Origin of the sequence: Streptomyces kronopolitis (assembly GCF_050953795.1) — a bacterium.
Lineage (GTDB): Bacteria > Actinomycetota > Actinomycetes > Streptomycetales > Streptomycetaceae > Streptomyces > Streptomyces kronopolitis_A.
The window spans coordinates 5,916,488-5,937,155 of record NZ_CP191850.1; the positions used below are offsets into that span (position 1 = coordinate 5,916,488).

The following is a 20,668-nucleotide window of genomic DNA, read 5'->3' on the forward strand; positions in this document are numbered from 1 at the left end:
AGGAGAAGACGTGCGGCAGGGGCGAGGCTCTGCTTCTTACCGAAAAGACCAGGAGCAAGTGGTGATCGAAGAGATCCTCCTCGAGGCCGAGGAGAAGATGGAGAAGGCCGTCGTGGTCGCCAAGGAGGACTTCGCCGCGATTCGCACCGGGCGTGCGCACCCGGCGATGTTCAACAAGATCGTGGCCGACTACTACGGTGCCATGACGCCGATCAACCAGCTGGCGTCGTTCTCGGTGCCCGAGCCGCGGATGGCCGTGGTGACCCCGTTCGACAAGAGCGCGCTGCGCAACATCGAGCAGGCGATCCGCGACTCCGACCTCGGCGTCAACCCGAGCAACGACGGCAACATCATCCGGGTGACCTTCCCGGAGCTGACCGAGGAGCGCCGCAAGGAGTTCATCAAGGTCGCGAAGAACAAGGGCGAGGACGCGAAGATCTCGATCCGCAGCGTGCGCCGCAAGGCCAAGGAGACCCTCGACAAGCTCGTCAAGGACAAGGAGTCCGGCGAGGACGAGGTGCGCCGCGCCGAGAAGGAGCTCGACGACACCACCGCGAAGTACGTCGCGCAGGTGGACGAGCTCCTCAAGCACAAGGAATCCGAGCTCCTCGAGGTCTGATGAACGAGTCTTCCTGGGGGGCCCCGCCCGGCGCCGGTCAATGGGGACCGCCCGACCACGCACCGGCCTCCTCGCTTCGAGGGGTGGCGCCCCCCGTCCCGGCGGGTCCCGTGTACGACTGGGGCGACGCGGCGCAGACTCGGCCCATGCCCGTCGTGCCCGGGCCAGGCGGACACCAGGACGACGACCGGGAACATCGGGATAACCGGGAAAACCGGGATCACCTGGACGACCGGGGGGCTGCTCGCCTGAGCGGCCCCCTGTTCCGCGACGAAAAGCCGCAGGAGCCCATGCCCACCTCTCGTTCCGGGTCCGACAGCTCGCCGGACTCAGAGAAGCCGAAGAAGAAGAGCGCGGGCCGCAACCTCCGTGCCGCGATAGGGGTCGGCGTCGGCCTCGGCGTGATCATCGTTGCGTCGCTCTTCGTCTACAAGCCCGTCTTCATCGGCGTGATAGCGATCGCCGTGGTCGTGGGCCTGTGGGAGCTGACCTCGCGGCTGGCCGAGCGCAAGGACGTCAAGGTGCCGCTGGTGCCGCTCGCGGTCGGCGGCACCGCCATGGTGGTCGCCGGGTACGTCCGCGGCGCGGAGGGCGCCTGGGTGGCGATGGCGCTCACCGCGCTCGCCGTCCTCGTCTGGCGGATGACCGAGGCGCCCGAGAACTACCTGCGGGACGTCACGGCCGGGGTCTTCGCCGCGTTCTACGTGCCCTTCCTCGCGACGTTCGTGGCGATGATGCTCGCGGCCGAGGCGGACGGGCCGCAGCGGGTGCTGACCTTCCTGCTGCTGACGGTCGTCAGCGACACCGGCGCGTACGCGGTCGGCTGGCGCTTCGGCAAGCACAAGCTCGCCCCGCGCATCAGCCCCGGCAAGACCCGCGAGGGCCTGGTCGGCGCGGTGCTCTTCGCCATGGTGGCCGGCGCGCTGTGCATGGAGTTCCTGATCGCACACGGCGCCTGGTGGCAGGGCCTGCTGCTCGGCCTCGCGGTCGCGGCCAGCGCCACCCTGGGTGACCTCGGCGAGTCCATGATCAAGCGGGACCTCGGCATCAAGGACATGGGCACGCTGCTGCCCGGTCACGGCGGCATCATGGACCGCCTCGACTCCCTGCTGCCGACCGCGCCCGTCGTCTGGCTGCTGTTCGTGGTCTTCGTGGGGTCCGGCTGAGGCTTGGACGCTGTGGCGGGGGCGGTGCCGGGATTCCGGCGCCGCCCCCGCTTTCGCTGTGCGCCGGTACGGGGGCGGGTGGGCGTCCGGTGATGCCCGGGCGGGGCGCCGGCGACCCGGGCGCCGGCGTCCCCACCCGCCGCGGAAAAGTCATACCGGTCCCGTGGCGCCGCGGCATAAAATGGACATCATCCTCCGAAGCCGTCCGGCGGCTTCGGCACACCCCGACCTGGACAAGGAGGTGGCGTGACCAAGAAGCGCTATGCCGCTGCAGGTGCTGCCTGACGGGGGACGGCGCCGACGTCAGTGAGGCTGGACCGACACCTACCGGCGGCACGTGGGGAAGCCCGCGTGACAGTGACCGGGACAAACCGACAAACCCGGTCGTGGTCCGGATTCGGGGCTGCGAGTACGCCCTGATGAAGCTGGAGCCGGAAGTAATCGCCCGCCCGAGAAGCGAGCGGTGAACCGCGTCCCTCACCAGCCGAGCCTGAGACCCCTCCACGGGGGAGAGCCAACGGAACCCTGCGCCTCCGAGTTGAAGATCCCTTCGACTCGCCGAGGAGCAGCACCATCAGCAGAACCACCGAGAACACCGGCTTCACCTGCGGTCACTGCGGCACCGAGGTCGCGCCCCTGGTCAACGGGAGCTACCGCAACCACTGCCCGCGGTGTCTGTACTCCCTGCACGTGGACGTCCGCCCCGGAGACCGTGCCGGCGACTGCCGGGCCCTGATGCGCCCGGAAGCCGTCGACCACCACTCCACCAAGGGCTACATGATCGTCCACCGCTGCACCGGCTGCGGCGTCCGCCGCCGCAACCGCATGGCCGACGACCCCCGTCAGGGCGACGACCTCGACCAGGTCCTCACCGTGATGCGCACGGGGATCAGCCGCCACGAAGCGGGCGGGTCCGCCCGCTCCCGCAGGCTCGTCTGAGCCCCGCGGCCCCCGCCCCGGCGGGGGCCGCACCGGCCTGCCGCACGGCCACTCCGGTGCGTGCGGTCCGGGCCCTTGAGGGCCCGGTGATGCCCTTCTCGCTGCATGGCCGCGGCCGTCCGCCGGCCCTACGCTGACGCATGTGACCCGCCTGATCGTGGCAGCAGGGGGAGGCGGCGACGCCGTTGCCGCAGCGATCCTGGACGCCGCCCTCCACGCAGACGCGTCCCCGGCGACGGTGCTCACCTACGCATGGGACCGCCTCCTGCCCGACCCCGTGCCGGGCCCCAAGGGACCGGCCGACTTCACCGGCCTAGGCCACCTCACCCGCAGCGTGCAGACCGTGCCCGCCGACGCGGCCCCCATCGCCCCCGCACGCTCCACGCTCCCCGGGCTGGCCGCGGCCCTCCCGCAGACCTTCGCGCTCACCGACCCGCACCACGGCGCCGAGGGCATCATCCGCCAACTCGAAGAACTCGTACGGCACATGGAGCCGGAGTCGATCGACCTCCTGGACGTGGGCGGCGACCTCCTCGCCCGCGGCGACGAGCCCACCCTCCGCAGCCCGCTCGCGGACGCCCTCACCCTCGCGGCATGCTGCGAACTCAACCACCCCGTACGCCTCCTGGTAGCCGGCCCCGGCCTCGACGGCGACCTCCCCGCCGACGCCCTCCGCGACCGCCTGGGCCCCGTCGTCCTGACACTCACGGCCGAGCACGTCACACCCCTCGGCGCAGTACTGGAATGGCACCCTTCCGAGGCCATGGCCCTGCTCGCCGCCACGGCACGAGGCGCCCGCGGGCTTTGCGAAGTGCGGGACGCCGGCCTGCCCGTCCCGCTCACCGACGAAGGCCCTGTCGTGTACGAGGTCGACCTCGACGAGGCCCTGAACCGCAGCCAGCTCGCCCGAGCCATCCTCGACACGGAGAACCTGCACCAGGTCGAGCAGCACAGCCGCGAGATCTGCGGCTTCTCCGAAATCGACTACGAACGCAACAAGGCCAGTTGGCTCGGCAGCCGGGCGCCCCAGGAACTCGACCCGGCAGCCGTCCTCCACCAGCTCGACGAGTACGAGGCCGACGCCCGCTCCCGCGGCGTCACCCACACCACGTTCGGCCGGCTCACCGAAGCCTCCGGCCTCGGGGATCATCAGCGCAAGGACCTCAGGGAGCTGCTGCTCAGACGCCGCCCGGAGCAGTACGAGGCGCCGCTGTGGCGGATCGGGGGAACGGGCCGGACCTCGAGTGCGTGAGGAGTGCACCCACGGTGACGTGGCCGCCACGACCGGCGAGGACGGTGCGGCCCGAAGGTGACGGCCCCCACCCCGTACCCGCCGGGGCCGCCCCGGACGATCTGCCACACTGGACGCACCATGCCTGCACCCGGAGAACTTACTTTTGTCGCGCCGCGCGGGGCCAAGAAGCCGCCGCGGCACCTTGCTGATCTCAGTCCTGTGGAGCGTCGCGAAGCGGTGGCTGCGGTGGGGGAGAAGCCGTTTCGTGCGAAGCAGCTTTCGCAGCACTATTTTGCCCGTTATGCGCATGATCCGGCGCAGTGGACCGACATCCCGGCGGCGGCGCGGGAGAAGCTTGCGGGTGCGCTGCTGCCCGAGCTGATGACGGTCATGCGGCACGTCTCGTGTGATGACGACACCACGCGCAAGACGCTGTGGAAGCTGCACGACGGGACGCTCGTCGAGTCGGTGCTGATGCGGTATCCGGACCGGGTCACGATGTGCATCTCCTCGCAGGCCGGGTGCGGGATGAACTGCCCGTTCTGTGCGACGGGACAGGCGGGGCTCGACCGCAACCTGTCGACCGCCGAGATCGTGCACCAGATCGTCGACGGGATGCGTGCGCTGCGCGACGGCGAGGTGCCGGGCGGGCCGGCGCGGCTGTCCAACATCGTCTTCATGGGGATGGGGGAGCCGCTCGCCAACTACAAGCGGGTGGTCGGGGCGATCCGGCGGCTGACCGACCCCGAGCCCGACGGGCTGGGGCTGTCGCAGCGGGGCATCACCGTCTCGACGGTCGGGCTGGTGCCGGCGATGCTGCGGTTCGCCGACGAGGGCTTCAAGTGCCGGCTGGCCGTGTCGCTGCACGCGCCCGACGACGAGCTGCGGGACACCCTGGTGCCCGTCAACACGCGCTGGAAGGTGCGTGAGGTGCTGGACGCGGCGTGGGAGTACGCCGAGAAGTCCGGGCGGCGGATCTCGATCGAGTACGCGCTGATCCGGGACATCAACGACCAGGCGTGGCGCGGTGACCTGCTGGGACGGCTGCTGAAGGGCAAGCGCGTCCATGTGAACCTCATTCCGCTGAACCCGACGCCGGGCTCGAAGTGGACCGCGTCGCGGCCCGAGGACGAGCGGGCGTTCGTCCAGGCCATCGAGGCGCACGGGGTGCCGGTGACCGTCCGCGACACCCGTGGGCAGGAGATCGACGGGGCCTGCGGGCAGCTGGCGGCCTCGGAGCGCTGACCGCCCCGCTGGTATCGTGTGATCGCACACATACACATTCCGACAGGGGAGCGCCACAGCGCTGAGAGTGCGGAAGCGCCGTAGTCCTACGGTGCCCGCAGACCCTTGAACCTCGCCCGGGTCATTCCGGGTAGGAAGCTCGGTCGTCACTCATGCTGTTGTGCCCTGCCCGCTGTCCGCTCGGTGCGTCCTCGCACGTCACGAGCCGTGGACCGCGGGCAGGGCAGCGTCTCGTCCTGGCCCGCCAGGAGGACATCCAGTGAGCACCACCAGCAGAATCACCGCGGCGGCCGTCGCCGCCGCCCTGGGCGCGGCCGCGCTGGCCGGCTGCGGCGCCCCGGGGGGTGCGGACGCCAAGACCGTCACGCTGGTCAGCCATGACTCGTTCAGCGTCTCCAAGCCCGTGCTCGCCGCCTTCGAGAAGCAGAGCGGCTACAAGGTCCGCGTCCTCAAGGGCGGGGACGCCGGCAAGGCCGTCAACCAGGCGATCCTGTCCAAGGACAACCCGCAGGGCGACGTCTTCTTCGGCATCGACAACACCCTGCTCTCGCGCGGCCTGGACGAGGGCCTCTTCAGCCCGTACGAGGCCAAGGGGCTGGGGCACGTCCCCGCCGGGCTGCAGCTGGACAAGGCCCGGCACCGTGTCACCCCGCTCGACTACGGCGACATCTGCGTCAACTACGACCGCGGCTACTTCGCCCGGCACAAGATCGCGCCGCCGAAGACCTTCGACGACCTGATCAAGCCCCGCTACAAGGGGCTGCTCGTCACGGAGAACCCGGCGACCTCCTCACCGGGGCTCGCCTTCCAGCTCGCCACCGTCGCCGCCTACGGCAAGGACAACTGGCAGGGCTACTGGAAGAAACTCAAGGCCAACGGCGTCGACGTCGTCGACAGCTGGGAGCAGGCCTACAACCAGCGCTTCTCGGGCTCCGCGGCGAGCAAGGGCAAGGGCGACAAGCCGCTGGTGGTCTCCTACGCCTCCAGCCCGCCGGCCGAGGTGCTCGGCACGAAGCCGGCGCCCCGGCAGGCACCGACCGGGGTCGCGACCGGCACCTGCTTCCGGCAGATCGAATTCGGCGGTCTGCTCAAGGGCGCGCGGAACGAGAAGGGCGGCAAGGCGCTGCTGGACTTCCTGCTGAGCAAGCAGTTCCAGGAGGACGAGCCGCTGCAGATGTTCGTCAACCCGGCGCGTACGGACGCCCGGGTGCCGGAGGTGTTCACCCGGTACGGCGCCACCATCGACAAGCCGGCGACCCTCGCCCCGGAGACGATCACCCGCCACCGCGAACAGTGGATCAAGCAGTGGTCCTCGCTCGTTCTGAAGTGACCCGCGGCCGCGTCCGCAGGCCCGCGAAGGGGACGGCGGTGCGGCTCGGTCTGCTGGCCGTGCCGCTCGTCTTCTTCGCGCTGTTCTTCGCCTATCCGGTCGTGGCGATCGTCGGGCGCGGGCTGAAGGACGGCGGACACTGGCAGTTCGGCCGGTTCGGCACGGTGCTGAGCGACCCGGACATCGCGCACGTGCTGTGGTTCACCGTCTGGCAGGCGGCCGCCTCGACCGCGCTGACCCTGCTGATCGCGCTGCCCGGCGCCTATGTCTTCGCCCGCTTCGACTTCCCCGGCAAGCAGCTGCTGCGGGCCGTGGTGGCGGTGCCGTTCGTGCTGCCCACCGTCGTGGTCGGCACGGCCTTCCTGGCGCTCCTCGGCCGCGGCGGACTGCTCGACGAGCTGTGGGGGGTGCGCCTGGACACCTCGGTGTGGGCGATCCTGCTGGCGCACGTCTTCTTCAACTACGCCGTGGTCGTCCGCACCGTCGGCGGGCTGTGGGGGCAGCTCGACCCGCGGCAGGAGGAGGCGGCGCGGGTGCTGGGCGCCGGGCGCTTCGAGGCCTGGCGGCGGCTGACGCTGCCCGCGCTGGGCCCGGCCGTCGCGGCCGCCGCCCTGATGGTCTTCCTCTTCACCTTCACCTCCTTCGGGGTGGTGCAGATCCTGGGCGGGCCCACCTTCTCGACGCTGGAGGTGGAGATCTACCGGCAGACCGCGGACTTCCTGGACCTGCCGACCGCCGCGGTGCTCACCCTCGTCCAGTTCGCCGCGGTCCTGGGCGTGCTGGCGCTGCATGCCTGGACAGTGCGCCGCCGCGAATCGGCGCTGCGGCTGGTGGACGCCGCGCGGACCGCCCACCGGCCGCGCGGCGGCGGCCAGTGGGCACTGCTCTGGGGCACCCTGGCCGTCATCGCCGTCCTGCTGCTGGCGCCGCTGGTGGTGCTGGTCGAGCGGTCGTTCGCCGGACCGGACGGCTACGGCACCGTCTTCTACACCTCGCTGCGGTCCGCCGCGAACGCCGACAGCACCTTCGCCGTCGCCCCCCTGGACGCCCTGTGGAACTCGCTCGCCTACGGGGCCGCGGCCACGGTCATCGCCGTGGTGGTGGGCGGGCTGGCCGCCGCGGTGCTGACCCTGCCCCGGCTGCGCCGCGGCCCGTCCGGACGGACGCCCGCGATCAGCCGGTTCGTGCGGGGCTTCGACGCGCTGCTGATGCTGCCGCTCGGGGTCTCCGCGGTGACCGTCGGCTTCGGGTTCCTGATCAGCCTCGACACCCCGCCGCTGGACCTGCGCGCCTCCTGGTGGCTGGTGCCGCTCGCCCAGGCGCTGGTGGGCGTGCCGTTCGTGGTCCGCACGATGCTGCCGGTCCTGCGGGCGGTCGACACGCGGCTGCGGGAGGCCGCCGCCGTGCTCGGCGCCTCGCCCTGGCGGGCCTGGCGCGAGGTCGACCTGCCGCTGGTGCGCCGGGCGCTGCTGATCGCCGCGGGCTTCGCCTTCGCGGTGTCGCTCGGCGAGTTCGGCGCGACGGTCTTCATCGCGCGCCCGGACCGGCCGACGCTGCCGGTCGCCGTGGCCCGCCTGCTGGGACGCGCGGGGGAGACCAACTACGGGCAGGCGATGGCCTTGTCGACCCTCTTGATGGTCGTGTGTGCCGGCGCCCTGCTGGCGCTGGAGCGCCTGCGTCCCGCCGACCACTCCGGGGAGTTCTAGATGACGGCAGAGCACACCACCGCACCGGAGCCGGAGCTGCTGCGGCTGGGCGGGGTGAGTGTCCGCTTCACCACGGTCGGGCACCCCGCGCTCGACGCGGTGGACCTGGACGTGGCCGCGCGGGAGATCGTGTGCGTGCTGGGGCCGAGCGGCAGCGGGAAGTCCACCCTGCTGAGGGTGGTCGCCGGTCTCCAGCAGGCCGACGCCGGGCAGGTGTTGCTGGAGGGAGGCGAGCAGCGGGGGGTGCCCGCGCACCGGCGCGGGGTCGGCCTGATGTTCCAGGACCACCAGCTCTTCCCGCAGCACGACGTCGAGGGCAACGTCGCCTTCGGGCTGCGGATGCGGGGGGTCGCGCGCGCCGAGCGGGGGCGGACGGTCGCCGAACTCCTCGACCTCGTGGGACTGCCGGGCACCCAGCGGCGGGCCGTCGCCTCGCTGTCCGGTGGTGAACAGCAGCGGGTCGCGCTGGCCCGCGCGCTGGCCCCCCGCCCCCGGCTGCTGATGCTGGACGAGCCGCTGGGCCAGCTCGACCGCGGGCTGCGCGAGCGGCTGGTCGTCGAACTGCGCGGGCTCTTCCGGGAGTTGGGCACGACCGTGCTCGCCGTCACCCACGATCAGGGCGAGGCCTTCGCGCTCGCCGACCGGGTCGTGGTGATGCAGGACGGCCGGATCGCCCAGAGCGGCACTCCGCTGGAGGTCTGGCAGCGGCCCGCCACGGAATTCGTCGCCCGCTTCCTCGGCTTCGACAACGTGGTCGGGGCGACGGTGCGGGGCCGGGCGGCCGCCACCCCCTGGGGCCCGGTGCCGGTCCCGGACGGCACCGCGGACGGGCCCTGCCGGCTGCTGGTCCGCCCGGCCGGGGTCCGGCTGACGGAGGCCCCGGACGGCCTGCGCGCCACGGTCGAGGCCCGCACGTTCCGCGGCACGCACGTCTCGCTGCTGCTGCGGCCGGCCGCCGGACCGCGGCTGGAGGCGGCCTGCACGCTGCGGGACGCGCCCGAGGCGGGCGCGCGGGTGGGGCTGGCCTTCGCCGAGCGGGACGTGGTGGTGCTGGCCGCCGGGGGTCCGGCGGACTGACCGCGCGGATGCCCGCCGGGGCCCGCGCGGCGTCCGGCGGGGGTGGCCTCAGCCCGCCGCGGTCCCGGCGGGCACCTCACCGGCCGGCGCCGGGTCCGTCGCCGCCCCCGGCTCGGGCTCGCCGAACCAGGCCACCGCGACGGCCCCGGCCACGGCCACCACGAAGCCCAGCACGGCGACCCAGGCGAAGCCCGGCCGGGAGGAGTCGCCCAGCCACAGCACCCCGAGCACGCCGGGGACCACCGTCTCGCCCACCACCAGCGCCGCCGTGGCACCGTTCACCGAGCCCAGCTGGAGGGCGACGGTGTGCAGATACATCCCGCCGAGACCGGCGACCAGGATCGCGTACAGCGCGGGGTCACCGAGCAGCGACGGCAGGTCGAAGGGGTCGACGCCGTTGAGGACCCGCACACCGATACCGAGCGCGCCGAAGCCCAGGCCGGAGAAGAGCCCCGCGAGGATCGCGGCCCGCGCGCCGAGCAGCCGCACGACCACGGTGCCCCCGCCGACGAGCACGACGGAGGCGGCCAGCAGCCACCAGTGGGCGGCGAGCGGGGTGTGGCCGCCGCCCTCCGGCCCGGCGGCCGTGGCCAGCAGCACCAGCGCCGAACAGACCACCGCGATGGAGGTCCACTCGGCGCGGCTCAGGCGCAGGCCGAGCAGCTTGACGCTCAGCACGGCGGTGATCACGAGGTTGGCGCTGATCACGGTCTGCGACAGGAACAGCGGCAGCAGCCGGGCCGCCAGCGCACCGAGCCCGAACCCCACGAAGTCCAGCACCGTGCCCAGCATGAACTCCCAGGTCACCGCCGCTTTCGCGGTGGACGCCAGGCTGGGTCCGCCGTGCTGGGTGACCCCGGAGGCGGAGGCCTTGGCGGCCTCCCGCCGGGCGGATTTGCGCGAGCCCAGCGCCTGCAGAACCGATCCCGTGCCGTAGCCGGCCGAGGCCGCCACGGCCGTCAGAAGACCGATGATCACCAAGAGCTCCGTTCGCCCGCTGTCCCCGCTGTCCGTGTACTGCCGGACTGGCAGACGTGCAATCGGGGACCGGAGTTGCCTGCCACGGCCGAACACACCTGTTCGGCCGTCCCGTGGGAACGGCCCCGGGCCCGGTGCGCGGGTGCGCGGGCCGCCCGCCGCCGGGTCAGGCGGGCTCTCCGGCGCCGAGCCGGGCCAGGGTGTCGGGGACCTCGTCCACCGAGTCGACCAGCGCGATCCGGGCCGCCATCGGGCGCTCGGCCGCCAGCGCCCGCAGCAGCGGCCAGGCGGGGAGGTGCTCGGTCCAGTGCGCGCGGTCCACCAGCACCATGGGGGCCGGCTCGCCCCGTGAGCCGTAGTAGTTGGGCGTCGCGTGGTCGAAGACCTCCTGGACGGTCCCGGCCGCGCCGGGCAGGAACACCACACCGGCCCGCGAGCGCGCCAGCAGGCCGTCCTCGCGCACCGCGTTGACGAAGTACTTGGCGATGCGGGAGGCGAAGGCGTTCGGCGGCTCGTGTCCGTAGAACCAGGTGGGGATGCCGACCGAGGCGCCGCCGTCCGGCCAGTCGCGCCGTATCGCGAAGGCGGCGCGCGCCCAGTCGGTGACCGACGGGGCGAAGTGCGGCGTCTTGGCGAGGAGTTCCAGCGCCGAGTCGAGCATGCCGTCCTCGAAGGGCGCGGCGTACGCGCCGAGGTTGGCCGCCTCCATCGCGCCCGGGCCGCCGCCGGTCGCCACCGTCAGGCCGCCGCGGGCCAGCCGGCGGCCGAGCCGGGCCGCGCCCGCGTAGGCCGCCGAGCCGCGCTCCAGGGCGTGGCCGCCCATGACGCCCACCACCCGGGCACCGGCGAGGTCTTCGTCCAGGGCGTCGGAGACCGCGTCGTCGTGGATGCTGCGCAGCATCGAGGCGAAGATGTCGCCGTCCGCCTTGGTCCGCTGGAACCAGTCGTAGGTGCGGGCGTCCGGGGTGGCCTCGTAGCCGCCGTCGACGAGCCGCGCGAAGAGCTCGTCCGGGCCGTACAGCGCGCCCCGGTAGGGATCGAACGGCAGGTCCGGCACGGGCGGGAAGACCAGTGCGCCCCCGGCCCGTATCTTGGCGTCGGCGGCGTCCTCCATGGCGCAGCCGAGGAACACCGCGTCCGTGGTGTCCGTGCCGAGCAGCGCGAACGTACGGTCCGTCAGATCGACCGACTGGACGCGGTGTCCGGCGAGGGTGCCCGAGGCGAGGACCCGGTCGAACTCCTCCAGGGACTCGATCTCGCGGTCGCCGGGGGCGCTCCGGTCGTCGTGGGCGGGGGAACGGCGGGCGGCGGAGGCCGGTGAATTCGACTGCACGTGCGTCATCGTAGGACCGCGGCGCCGCGCCCCGGGGGCGAGGGGGCGGTCCGGGGCCGCGGGCACGCGTGCGCCCTGCCGCCGGACCGCCCCCTCGCCCCGCTCCGGGGAGATCCGGCCGGGTCCCTCAGTGCACCAGGGGAAGCGTGGCCATCTCCGCGACCGTCCACGTCAGGGGCGCCAGCACGACCACCAGGGCCAGGCCGCGCAGGGCCGCCGCGCGGTGCAGGACGGAGGCCGAGGCCCCCAGCCGGCGGAGTGCGGCCGTGGTGTGGGCGCGGGCCGTGCGGGACTCCAGCGCGGCGGTGAGCGCGCTGGCGGTCACACAGGCGAGGACCACCGCGGCGCCGACCGCGGTGAGCGGTCCGAACGGCCGCGCGGGCGAGGCCTCGTAGACCTTCACGGCGGCGAACGCGGCGGAGGCCACCGCGCACAGCACACCCAGCGGGCGGCCCAGGCGGTGCGACTCCTCCTGGAGCACCCGCCCGGACAGCAGACGCAGCGCGCCCGGCCGCCCGGCACACAGCAGCCGGCCGCACAGATGCACCAGCCCGGGACCGGCCAGCACCAGCCCGAACGCGGACAGCGCCCAGCCGGCCAGCACGGCGGGCGGGCTGCCGATCAGCCGGCCGGGCAGCGGCAGCAGTGCGCCGGTGGCGTGCCGGCCGGGGCCGGCGTACGCCTCGACGGCCAGGCCGGCCGCGGCCATCGCGATGCCCCAGGGCAGACCCGAGGGCGGCGCGGTCCGCAGGCGGGCCGCGCGCTCGCGGGAGCCGTTCTCGTCGCGGGGCCGCAGGGCGACGGCGGTGGCGACCGCGGCGGTCAGCGGCACCGTCGCCAGCAGCAGCAGGGCACCGCCGAGCGGCACCGGGTGGCCGGCGCCGAGCAGATCGGAGTCGATGCCGAGGGAGGCGCCGCCGCCCGCACCGCCCAGGTCGCCGCGCAGCCGCAGGAAGGCCAGCAGCGCGAGCAGGACACCGAGCAGGCAGGTCAGCGCGGTGGAGGCGGTGGCCAGCAGGGTCAGGCGCAGCGGGCCCAGCCCGGCCGCGGCCATCCCGCGCTGGAGACGGGCGGCGGGGTCCGTACGGGCGGTGGAGACCGCGAACTGGGCCGTGGCCGCCAGCGGCGCCGCGCACCACAGCAGGCGCACCAGCGACTCCTCGGCCGCGGACGGGTGGCCGGCGGCGTGGCCCACGGTGGACAGCAGCAGGAACCCGGTGCCGGCCGCGGCGGCGGCCACGGACAGGCGGCGCAGCAGGACGAGGGGGTGCGAGCCGCGGGCTAGACGGAGAGCGAGCACGCTGCCCTGCTTTCCTCATCGGAGGAACCGGAGGTGTCCGGGGCGGCGTTCGACCGGCGGCCGTCGAGCAGCGCCACCGTCCGGTCGGCGAGCGTGGCGACGTCCGGGTCGTGGGTGGCCAGGACCACGGTGATCTGGTGCGAGCGGGCCGCGGTGGTCAGGGTGCGCAGCACCTGGGTGCCGTCGGTGCGGTGCAGCGGGGCGGTCGGCTCGTCGGCGAACAGCACCTGGGGGGTGGTCGCGAGGGCCCGGGCGATGGCGACGCGCTGGCGCTGGGACTGGTCGAGCTTGGCGGGGCGGCGCCCGGCGCACATGCCGACGTCGAGGCGGTCGAGCCATTCGAGGGCGGTGTGCTTGGCCGAGCGGGTGCCGGTGCCGCGGAGCAGGAGCGGGAGGGCGGCGTTCTCCCAGGCGGTCAGCTCGTGCACGAGGTGCGGTTCGGTGTCGATCCAGCCGAACCGGTCCAGCCGCAGCCGCTCGCGGCTGGGGGAGGACAGGGTGTGCACGGGGGAGCTGTTGAACCAGACCTCGCCCTCGGTCGGGACGAGCTGGCCGGAGAGACATTTCAGGAGGGTGGTCTTGCCACTGCCGCGCGGGCCGGTGACGGCGAGGATCTCGCCTTCGCGGACGCCGACGGAGACTCCGGCGAGGGCGGAGGTGCCGCCGTGTGTGTGGTGCAGGCCGCGGGCCCAGAGAACGTCGTTGTCAGGCGGGGCCACCATCTGCGCACCTCTTGTTGTAGGCGTCGAATCGTTCCCCCGACCGGGTGAACGACCATGGAGGGTATCGGTCCCTAGCACGGTAAGTACTGGTGACCCCCGGTATTCGTCGCTTGGCAGCACAACGGCCCAGATTCACTCGTATGGCTTGAAGTGAGCGAATCCGGGCCGTTCTTGGCTGTTCAGTTGACCGCGCGCGCGGTGCGCGGTGCCGCGGGGATCAGAGCGTCAGAGCTTGGTCCAGGCCTCGGTCAGGACCGTGCGCAGGATCTGCTCGATCTCGTCGAACACCGGCTGGTCGGCGATCAGCGGCGGGGCGAGCTGGATGACCGGGTCGCCGCGGTCGTCGGCGCGGCAGTAGAGGCCGTTGTCGTACAGCGCCTTGGAGAGGAAGCCGTACAGGACGCGCTCGGTCTCCTCCTCGTTGAAGGACTCCTTGGTGACCTTGTCCTTGACGAGCTCGATGCCGTAGAAGAAGCCGTTGCCGCGGACGTCGCCGACGATCGGCAGGTCGTGCAGCTTCTCCAGGGTGTTGAGGAAGTTGGCCTCGTTGTCGAGGACGTGCTGGTTGAGGCCCTCGCGCTCGAAGATGTCGAGGTTGGCGACGCCGACGGCCGCGGAGACCGGGTGGCCGCCGAAGGTGTAGCCGTGCAGGAAGGTGTTGTCGCCCTTGTAGAACGGCTCGGCCAGGCGGTCGGAGATGATGCAGGCGCCGATCGGGGAGTAGCCCGAGGTCATGCCCTTGGCGCAGGTGATCATGTCCGGGACGTAGCCGAACTTGTCACAGGCGAACGTGGTGCCCAGGCGGCCGAAGGCGCAGATGACCTCGTCGGAGACGAGCAGCACGTCGTACTGGTCGCAGATCTCGCGGACCCGCCGGAAGTAGCCGGGCGGCGGCGGGAAGCAGCCGCCGGCGTTCTGCACCGGCTCCAGGAAGACCGCGGCGACGGTCTCGGGGCCCTCGAAGAGGATCTGCTGCTCGATCTGGTCGGCGGCCCAGCGGCCGAAGGCCTCGGGGTCGTCGCCGTGGATCGGGGCGCGGTAGATGTTGGTGTTCGGGACCTTGTGCGCGCCGGGGACCAGCGGCTCGAAGGGGGCCTTCAGGCCGGGCAGACCGGTGATCGACAGGGCGCCCTGCGGGGTGCCGTGGTAGGCGACCGCACGGGATATGACCTTGTGCTTCATCGGCTTGCCGACGAGCTTGAAGTACTGCTTGGCCAGCTTCCAGGCGGTCTCGACGGCCTCGCCGCCGCCGGTGGTGAAGAAGACCTTGTTGAGGTCGCCGGGGGCCTCGTGGGCGAGGCGCTCGGCCAGCTCCACGGCCTTGGGGTGGGCGTAGGACCACACGGGGAAGAAGGCCAGCTCCTGCGCCTGCTTGTAGGCGGTCTCGGCGAGCTCGACCCGGCCGTGGCCGGCGTTGACCACGAAGAGGCCGGCGAGGCCGTCGATGTAGCGCTTGCCCTTGTCGTCGTAGATGTTGGTGCCCTCGCCGCGCACGATCGTGGGCACGGGGGCGTTCTCGTACGACGACATGCGGGTGAAGTGCATCCACAGGTGGTCGTAGGCCGTCTTGGAGAGGTCGCCGCTCATCGTTATCTCGTTCCCCAGGTGTAGGTCTGCTTCCGGAGCTTGAGGTACACGAAGCTCTCGGTGGTCCGGACGCCGGGAAGCGTGCGGATCCGCTTGTTGATCATTTCCAGCAGGTGGTCGTCGTCCTCGCAGACGATCTCGATGAGGAGATCGAAGGAGCCCGCGGTCATGACGACGTATTCGACCTCTTCCATGGCCGTCAGCGCGTCCGCCACGGGGTCGAGGTCGCCCTCGACGTTGATGCCGACCATTGCCTGCCGGCGGAAACCGACCGTGAGGGGGTCGGTGACCGCGACGATCTGCATCACGCCTTGGTCGAGCAGCTTCTGCACGCGCTGGCGTACCGCCGCCTCGGACAGGCCCACGGCCTTGCCGATCGCGGCGTACGGACGGCGCCCGTCCTCCTGGAGCTGCTCGATGATCGCCAGGGAGACGGAGTCGATCGACGGAGTGCCGGTTCTGTCAGGACTGTTACGAGTAGGCGCCACGACTTTCACTGTGCACGAGCCTCGTCTGTCTTGCAACCCTCAACCGATGAAATTAGTCGTGTCGCGATCGAAATTTCACTGATTCCGTTGTTCATGAGTGGCGGGTGTGTCGAAAACGTGGGTTCCATGACTAGGCTGGAGCCACATCACCGGATATCTGACTGAAGGGGGCGCACAGTGACCACCGCACTGCGTCGTCTGCGCAACTACATCGACGGGGAGTTCCGGGACGCCGCCGACGGGCGGACCACGGAGGTGGTCAACCCCGCGACGGGCGAGGCGTACGCCACCGCCCCGCTCTCGGGCGCCGCCGACGTGGACGCGGCGATGGCCGCCGCCGAGGCCGCTTTCCCCGCGTGGCGCGACCTGATCCCCGCCGAGCGCCAGAAGGTCCTGCTCAAGATCGCCGACCGCTTCGAGGAGCGCGCCGAGGAGCTGATCGCCGCCGAGTCCGAGAACTGCGGCAAGCCGATCGCGCTCGTCCGCTCCGAGGAAATCCCGCCGATGGTGGACCAGATCCGCTTCTTCGCGGGTGCCGCCCGGATGCTGGAGGGCCGCTCGGCCGGCGAGTACATGGACGGCTTCACCTCCATCATCCGCCGCGAGCCGGTCGGCGTCTGCGCCCAGGTCGCGCCGTGGAACTACCCGATGATGATGGCCGTGTGGAAGTTCGCCCCGGCGCTCGCCGCGGGCAACACCGTCGTCATCAAGCCGTCCGACACCACCCCCGCCTCGACGGTGCTGATCGCCGACATCATCGGCGGCGTGCTGGACGAACTCGGCCACTCCCGCGGCGTGTTCAACGTCATCTGCGGTGACCGCGAGACCGGCCGGCTGATGGTCGAGCACAAGGTCCCGGCGATGGCCTCGATCACCGGCTCGGTGCGGGCCGGCATGCAGGTCGCCGAGTCCGCCTCGAAGGACCTCAAGCGGGTCCACCTGGAGCTGGGCGGCAAGGCCCCGGTCGTCGTCTTCGAGGACACCGACATCCCCAAGGCCGTCGAGGACATCTCCGTCGCCGGTTACTTCAACGCCGGTCAGGACTGTACGGCCGCGACCCGGGTGCTGGTCCACGAGTCCATCCACGACGAGTTCGTCGCCGCGCTGGCCAAGGCCGCCTCGGAGACCAGGACCGGCGCGGTCGACGACGAGGACGTGCTCTACGGCCCGCTGAACAACGCCAACCAGCTGAAGCAGGTCAAGGGCTTCATCGAGCGGCTGCCCGCGCACGCGAAGATCGAGGCGGGCGGCGAACAGGTCGGCGACAAGGGCTACTTCTTCGCCCCGACCGTCGTCTCGGGCCTCAAGCAGGACGACGAGATCGTCCAGCACGAGGTCTTCGGCCCGGTCATCACCGTCCAGTCCTTCTCCGACGAGAAGCAGGCGGTCGAGTGGGCCAACGGCGTCGAGTACGCCCTGGCCTCCTCGGTGTGGACCAAGGACCACGCCCGCGCGATGCGGATGTCCCGGACCCTCGACTTCGGCTGCGTGTGGATCAACACCCACATCCCGCTGGTTGCCGAGATGCCGCACGGCGGATTCAAGAAGTCCGGCTACGGCAAGGACCTCTCGTCCTACGGCTTCGACGACTACACCCGCATCAAGCACGTGATGACCTCGCTGGACTGAACCACCGGACACTTCCGGGGGATTCACGCCGTCCGGCGTCCCGGAACGCTCGACACACCGTCGCGGGCGGAGGCCCGGCAGTGGACGCTCTGTCTCTTGCCGCCTCCGCCCGCGGCGCGTGAGAGTGCTCGCCATGGCTGATCTTTCGCGGCGTGCGCTGCTCCGGGGTGTGGGCGGAATCGGGATGACCGGGGCGCTGGCCGCCGCGGCCGGATGCGGGGTGCCGCCCGCGTACGTCAAGGCGGCGGACCGCACCGGCCCGGACCGCTCGGCGGCGGACCGCCGGCTGGTCTTCGCGAACTGGCCGCTGTACATCGACGTCGACGACCACGACAAGCAGCGCCGCCCCACCCTGGACGCCTTTCAGCGCCGCACCGGGATCTCCGTGACGTACACCGAGGAGATCAACGACAACGACGAGTTCTTCGGCAAGATCGGCCCGGCGCTGATGAACCACCAGAGCACCGGCCGCGATCTGATCGTCATGAGCGACTGGATGTGCGCCCGCCTCGTCCGGCTGGGATGGGTGCAGGAGATGGACCGCGCGGCCCAGCCGCAGGTGGCCGAGCACCTCGATCCGCTGCTGCGCACCCCGCACTTCGACCCCGGCCGCCGGCACTCCGTTCCCTGGCAGTCCGGGATCACCGGCATCGCCTACAACCGCCGCAAGCTCGGCCGGGAGATCAGGCACACCTCGGACCTGTGGAAGGACGACCTGCGCGGCCGGGTCACGCTGCTGTCCGGGCTCGACGAGTCGTTCGCGATGCTGATGCAGGGCGACGGCGTGGACATCACCCGCTGGACGGCCGCCGACTTCCACCGGATGACCGACCGGGTGCGCCGCCTGGTGCGCCGCGGTCACATCCGGCGGTTCACCGGCAACGACTACATCAAGGACCTCGACTCCGGCGATGTGCTCGCCGCGCAGGCCTACTCGGGCGATGTGATCCAGCTGCGGGCCGACAACCCGGACATCGAGTTCGTGGTGCCGCAGGAGGGCGCCGAACTCTGGGCGGAGAGCCTGCTGATCCCCAACCTCGCCGCCCACAAGCGCTCCGCCGAGCGGCTGATCGACTACTACTACGAGCCGGCGGTGGCCGCGGAACTGGCCGCCTGGGTCAACTACGTCTGCCCCGTGCCGGCCGCGCGCGAGGTCCTCGCCTCCTCCAAGGACAAGGACCGGGCCGCCCTCGCCGAGGATCCGCTGATCTTCCCCGACGACTCGATGCGCAAGCGGCTGGCCATCGCCCGCGACATCACGTCCGCCGAGCGCACCGGGTTCGCCAAGGAGTGGAACGGGATCGTGGGGCTGTAGCGGGACGCCGCCGGGGCCTCGCGCGGGGCCGGCCCCGGCGCCGTCCCCGCGGACACGGCCCGCGGGGACGGCGGCCCGGGCGCCGCCGGATCCGCTCTAGGCGCGCCAGGACGCCGTGTACGCGTCGATCTCGGCCGTCAGACGGGACTTGGCGGCGGTGTCCATGAAGGAGGCCTCGACGGCGTTCTTGGCCAGGCCCGCGACACCGGTCGCGTCCAGCCCCAGCAGCCGGGCGGCGACGCCGTATTCGGTGTTGAGGTCGGTGCCGAACATCGGGGGGTCGTCACTGTTGATGGTGACCAGCACGCCCGCGTCGACCATCTCCTCGAGCGGGTGCTCCTCCAGGGTGCGTACCGCGCGGGTGGCGATGTTGGAGGTGGGGCAGACCTCCAGGGGGATGCGGTGCTCGGCGAGATGGGCCAGCAGCGCGGGGTCCTGGGGGGCGCTGGTGCCGTGGCCGATGCGCTCGGCGCCCAGCTCGCGCAGCGCGTCCCAGATCGTGCCGGGGCCGGTGGTCTCGCCGGCGTGCGGCACGGAGTGCAGGCCGACCGCGCGGGCACGGTCGAAGTACGGCTTGAACTGCGGACGCGGCACCCCGATCTCCGGGCCGCCGAGACCGAACGAGACCAGGCCCTCGGGCTGCAGGTCGCAGGCGATCCGGGCGGTCTCCTCCGCGGACTCCAGGCCCGCCTCGCCGGGGATGTCGAAGCACCAGCGCAGCACCACGCCCAGCTCCGACTCGGCCGCCTTGCGGGCGTCCTCGATGGCCTCGACGAACGCGGCGTCGGGGATGCCGCGCCGCGTCGAGCTGAAGGGCGTGACGGTCAGCTCGGCGTAGCGGATCTGCTGCCGGGCCATGTCCCGGGCGACCTCGTACGTCAGCAGCCGCACGTCGTCGGCGTCGCGGATCAGGTCCACGACGGAGAGGTAGACCTCGATGAAGTGCGCGAAGTCGCGGAAGGTGAAGTAGTCCGCCAGCGCGTCCGGGTCGGTGGGGACGGCGGAGTCGGGGTGGCGGGCCGCCAGCTCGGAGACGATCCGCGGGGACGCCGATCCGACGTGGTGGACGTGCAGCTCCGCCTTGGGCAGGCCCGTGATGAAGGCCTCGAGATCGGACAACGGTTCCTCCTGGTCAAAGGGTGCGCCGCGGTGCGCGGAACGGCCCGGCCATGCTATGCGGGACCCGACTGGCATGGCGCCGGAGTGCGCGGACCCGGCCCGGGACCGGCCGGTGTCACGACGGCCGGACCGGCCCGTCCGGCCCGTCCACCTCGTCCCGCAGCCGCTGCCGGGCCGCCATCAGCGCGAAGCCCAGCAGATTCAGGCCTCGCCAGCGCGCGGGGTCGGCGGCCCGCTCGTCGTCGGCGGCCAGGCCGATGCCCCATATCCGGTCCACCGGACTGGCCTCGACCAGCACCCGGTCCCCGGTGTCCAGCAGGTACGCGCGCAGGGCGGGGTCCTGCCCGAATTTGTGCACACTGCCGTCGGTGACCAGGGCGAAGCGGTGGCGCTGCCAGGTCTCCTCGTCGAAGCCGGCGACCGTACGCCCGGCGGCCTTGGCCTCCCGGGGGCGGCGCGCCGCTCGGCCCGGGCATCGCCGAACAGCCGGGCCTTGCCGGCCATCATCCAGTGCTCGGCGGTGGCGTGGTGGACCCCGTCGACGGTGAAGGGGGAGGGCCACCACTGGCTGAAACAGCTCGGGCCGAGGCGGCCGTCGCGCCGCGGGGCGTGGCCCCGGAAGAACAGGTAGGCCGGGGGCTTCCCGGCGGCCGCCGTCCGGCGCGGCGCGTCGAGCGAGCGCGGCCCGTCCGCGGCGTGCCCGGCCGTTTCCCCCGGGGGCGGTGCGTGTGGTCGTGCATCATGCCGGGATTCTGTCGGCAGGCACTGACAACGTGTCGGGGTCGCTACCTCGCAAAGAACAGAATTCGTCGTGTAACCAAAAGGCAACAACGGAATCACTTGTTGAGGTCGCGTTCCTCTGTCAGGATCGGCCATCGATT

The 20,668-nt window shown here is 72.1% G+C and carries 17 protein-coding genes and 1 pseudogene; 10 read left to right on the forward strand and 8 right to left on the reverse strand.

The window, feature by feature from the left end; translation table 11 throughout:
- Window positions 1-61 precede the first annotated feature (61 nt).
- The 8 genes from frr (at window position 62) to ACQP17_RS26340 (ending at window position 9,316) form a co-directional block, all read left to right on the forward strand.
- The gene (gene frr / locus ACQP17_RS26305; RefSeq protein WP_006602824.1) at window positions 62-619 is read left to right on the forward strand and encodes a ribosome recycling factor; all 558 of its coding nucleotides are present in this window, start codon (window positions 62-64) and stop codon (window positions 617-619) included.
- Window positions 619-1,785: a phosphatidate cytidylyltransferase gene (locus ACQP17_RS26310; RefSeq protein WP_433858477.1), complete on the forward strand. Its 1,167-nt coding sequence runs from the start codon at window positions 619-621 to the stop codon at window positions 1,783-1,785. The genes frr and ACQP17_RS26310 overlap by 1 nt, the downstream gene beginning before the upstream one ends.
- Window positions 1,786-2,358: 573 nt before the next feature.
- Window positions 2,359-2,724 (forward strand): RNHCP domain-containing protein, encoded by a 366-nt coding sequence (locus tag ACQP17_RS26315; RefSeq protein WP_433860009.1) that lies wholly within the window; start codon window positions 2,359-2,361, stop codon window positions 2,722-2,724.
- Between the two features lie 142 nt (window positions 2,725-2,866).
- A complete protein-coding gene (locus ACQP17_RS26320) occupies window positions 2,867-3,976 on the forward strand; it encodes a DUF1152 domain-containing protein (RefSeq protein ID WP_433858478.1) in 1,110 nt (369 codons plus the stop codon).
- A 120-nt stretch (window positions 3,977-4,096) separates the two neighbouring features.
- A complete protein-coding gene (rlmN, locus tag ACQP17_RS26325) occupies window positions 4,097-5,203 on the forward strand; it encodes a 23S rRNA (adenine(2503)-C(2))-methyltransferase RlmN (protein WP_433858479.1) in 1,107 nt (368 codons plus the stop codon).
- A gap of 259 nt (window positions 5,204-5,462) precedes the next feature.
- A complete protein-coding gene (locus tag ACQP17_RS26330) occupies window positions 5,463-6,533 on the forward strand; it encodes a thiamine ABC transporter substrate-binding protein (RefSeq protein WP_433858480.1) in 1,071 nt (356 codons plus the stop codon).
- 38 nt (window positions 6,534-6,571) lie between these two features.
- Window positions 6,572-8,239: an ABC transporter permease gene (locus ACQP17_RS26335; protein ID WP_433858481.1), complete on the forward strand. Its 1,668-nt coding sequence runs from the start codon at window positions 6,572-6,574 to the stop codon at window positions 8,237-8,239.
- A complete protein-coding gene (locus ACQP17_RS26340) occupies window positions 8,240-9,316 on the forward strand; it encodes an ABC transporter ATP-binding protein (RefSeq protein WP_433858482.1) in 1,077 nt (358 codons plus the stop codon). It abuts the gene before it with no gap.
- A gap of 48 nt (window positions 9,317-9,364) precedes the next feature.
- Here the strand turns inward: ACQP17_RS26340 and ACQP17_RS26345 are convergent, their stop codons facing one another.
- The 6 genes from ACQP17_RS26345 to ACQP17_RS26370 form a co-directional block, all read right to left on the reverse strand.
- Window positions 9,365-10,294: a hypothetical protein gene (locus ACQP17_RS26345; RefSeq protein WP_433858483.1), complete on the reverse strand. Its 930-nt coding sequence runs from the start codon at window positions 10,292-10,294 to the stop codon at window positions 9,365-9,367.
- A 166-nt stretch (window positions 10,295-10,460) separates the two neighbouring features.
- Complete coding sequence (locus ACQP17_RS26350; RefSeq protein WP_433858484.1) at window positions 10,461-11,636, reverse strand: LOG family protein; 1,176 nt, start codon at window positions 11,634-11,636, stop codon at window positions 10,461-10,463.
- 118 nt (window positions 11,637-11,754) lie between these two features.
- On the reverse strand, window positions 11,755-12,927 hold the full coding sequence (locus tag ACQP17_RS26355; protein WP_433858485.1) for a hypothetical protein: 1,173 nt from the start codon (window positions 12,925-12,927) through the stop codon (window positions 11,755-11,757).
- Window positions 12,909-13,649 (reverse strand): ABC transporter ATP-binding protein, encoded by a 741-nt coding sequence (locus ACQP17_RS26360; protein ID WP_249636867.1) that lies wholly within the window; start codon window positions 13,647-13,649, stop codon window positions 12,909-12,911. Before ACQP17_RS26360 ends, ACQP17_RS26355 begins: the two co-directional genes overlap by 19 nt.
- 225 nt (window positions 13,650-13,874) lie before the next feature.
- On the reverse strand, window positions 13,875-15,254 hold the full coding sequence (locus ACQP17_RS26365) for an aspartate aminotransferase family protein (protein WP_433860010.1): 1,380 nt from the start codon (window positions 15,252-15,254) through the stop codon (window positions 13,875-13,877).
- Window positions 15,239-15,724, reverse strand: a complete 486-nt coding sequence (locus ACQP17_RS26370; RefSeq protein ID WP_372509135.1) for an Lrp/AsnC family transcriptional regulator — start codon at window positions 15,722-15,724, stop codon at window positions 15,239-15,241. Before ACQP17_RS26370 ends, ACQP17_RS26365 begins: the two co-directional genes overlap by 16 nt.
- Before the next feature lie 177 nt (window positions 15,725-15,901).
- Between ACQP17_RS26370 and ACQP17_RS26375 the strand changes: the two genes are divergently transcribed.
- Both ACQP17_RS26375 and ACQP17_RS26380 read left to right on the forward strand, forming a co-directional pair.
- Complete coding sequence (locus ACQP17_RS26375) at window positions 15,902-17,353, forward strand: gamma-aminobutyraldehyde dehydrogenase (protein ID WP_433858486.1); 1,452 nt, start codon at window positions 15,902-15,904, stop codon at window positions 17,351-17,353.
- Between the two features lie 133 nt (window positions 17,354-17,486).
- A complete protein-coding gene (locus ACQP17_RS26380) occupies window positions 17,487-18,668 on the forward strand; it encodes a polyamine ABC transporter substrate-binding protein (protein ID WP_433858487.1) in 1,182 nt (393 codons plus the stop codon).
- 96 nt (window positions 18,669-18,764) lie between these two features.
- Here ACQP17_RS26380 and ACQP17_RS26385 read toward each other — a convergent pair whose 3' ends face one another.
- Together ACQP17_RS26385 and ACQP17_RS26390 are read right to left on the reverse strand one after the other, a co-directional pair.
- Window positions 18,765-19,787 (reverse strand): adenosine deaminase, encoded by a 1,023-nt coding sequence (locus ACQP17_RS26385; protein ID WP_433858488.1) that lies wholly within the window; start codon window positions 19,785-19,787, stop codon window positions 18,765-18,767.
- Window positions 19,788-19,902: 115 nt separating this feature from the next.
- Window positions 19,903-20,414 (reverse strand): annotated as a pseudogene (locus ACQP17_RS26390) (NADAR family protein).
- Between the last annotated feature and the right edge of the window lie 254 nt (window positions 20,415-20,668).